The 1734-nt window shown below is 33.3% G+C and carries 2 protein-coding genes; one reads left to right on the top strand and one right to left on the bottom strand.

The features are described from left to right. A partial coding sequence (locus ACW2QF_RS18005) for an HPr family phosphocarrier protein (protein ID WP_455717399.1) occupies nt 1-269 on the top strand: 269 nt, incomplete at its 5' end. Between the two features lie 180 nt (nt 270-449). Here ACW2QF_RS18005 and ACW2QF_RS18000 read toward each other — a convergent pair. Further along, the coding region (locus tag ACW2QF_RS18000; RefSeq protein ID WP_455717398.1) for a putative bifunctional diguanylate cyclase/phosphodiesterase at nt 450-1734 on the bottom strand (1285 nt) is incomplete at its 5' end.

Genomic DNA, 1734 nt, shown 5'->3' with positions numbered 1-1734 from the left:
TGCCACAACTTTCTATTGCATTAGTTAAAGGAGTCGTGAATATGGAATCTGTAGAAATAAAATTACAGGCACCAGAAGATGTAAAAGATTTAGTAGCAGCTGCCGAGAAATGTGATTTTGATATTGATGTAGTTTATCAAAGAATTATAGTAGATGCAAAATCATTTTTAGGAGTTCTAAGCATGGGATTTCAAAAATCTCTAACCGTATCTTGCCACGGATATGATGAAGAATTTTTCAATACATTAAAAAAATACGCTGTAATGTAATTACAAGTTAAAGATGTATGTACATGGCTGTTTTATAATAAGCAGTCAATTAGTTATTAAGAAAATGAAATGTCATCGTGTACTATTAAAAACAACTTTATAAGCTGAATATCATATGTAAGATACATGTTCACATATGATAGCAGCTACAAAAGTTGTTTTTTTATTTGCTTACTTAAGCTAGAGTATCTGAATCAAATCTTCAGGTTTAAGTGGTTTACTATATAAATAACCTTGAATAAGATCACATTGTTTTTCTCTTAGTAAGATTAATTGCTCTTTGTCTTCAACACCTTCAGCAACAACTTTTACTTCTAGATTATGAGCCAGTGAGATAATGGCTTCAGCCACGAAGTTATCTTTCTTATTTAAGTTAATCTTATCTATGAATACCTTATCAATTTTAAGTGTGTCAATAGGCATCTGAGTAAGGTAATTAAGAGAAGAGTAGCCAGTACCAAAATCATCAAGGGAAATACGAATACCTAAACTTTGTAGTTTATCTAATATGGAAACAGCATCATGGATTGAGGAGGCTATTGCACTCTCTGTAATCTCAAGTTCCAAGTACCGTGGAGCAAGACCAGTTTCATTTAAGATATTGACCACAAGATTAACAAAGCCTTTCTGATTCAGTTGTATTGTAGATATATTAACTGCAACTGTGCAGAAGGGAAAACCGTTATCCTGTAGGTGTTTATTGAATCTACATGCTTCACGTAAAGCCCAGGTTCCTAGTTCATTAATCAAATCACTTTCTTCTGCGATAGGAATGAACTCCGAAGGAGATAATTTGCCCATTGTAGGATTCGTTATTCTCATAAGAGCTTCAAAACCAATGATTCGCTCTAATGTTAGATCAAATTGTGGTTGGTATACGAGATAAATTTCTTTTTTATCAATAGCATGTCTTAAAACCTCGGTTACTTTGGAATGTCTACTGATTTCTAATTGCATACTTTCATTGAACAAGGTAAGACGATTCTTACCAGTATCTTTTGAACGGTACATAGCGATATCGGCATTCTTGATTAAGGTATTGTACTGAATTCCATTTATTGGGTACAAGGATACACCGATACTCATAGAGATATATATGAAGGTACCATTAATATCAATTGGGTCTTTGAATGTAGAAAGTATATTTTTTGCAAAGCTAAGGGCCTCTTCTTGTGTTGAAATATTTGTTTTGAATATTAAGAATTCATCGCCGCCAGCCCTTGCTAGTAAATCATCGCTCTTTATATAACCATTTAATCTCTTTGCGGTTTGTATTAATAGTTCATCACCATAGTCATGGCCTAGAGTGTCATTAACTGTCTTAAAGTTATCTAGGTCTACAAAATATATTGCGTGTGATTGTGTACTACCAGGCTCGCAATTTAATGTAATATTTAAGTAATCATAAAAGGCTGCCTTATTCGGCAGTTTGGTGAGGGAATCATGATAAGCGAGAAACTCAATA

Source organism: Anaerosporobacter sp., from assembly GCF_965301125.1.
This window is presented reverse-complemented; position numbering and strand designations above follow the sequence as displayed.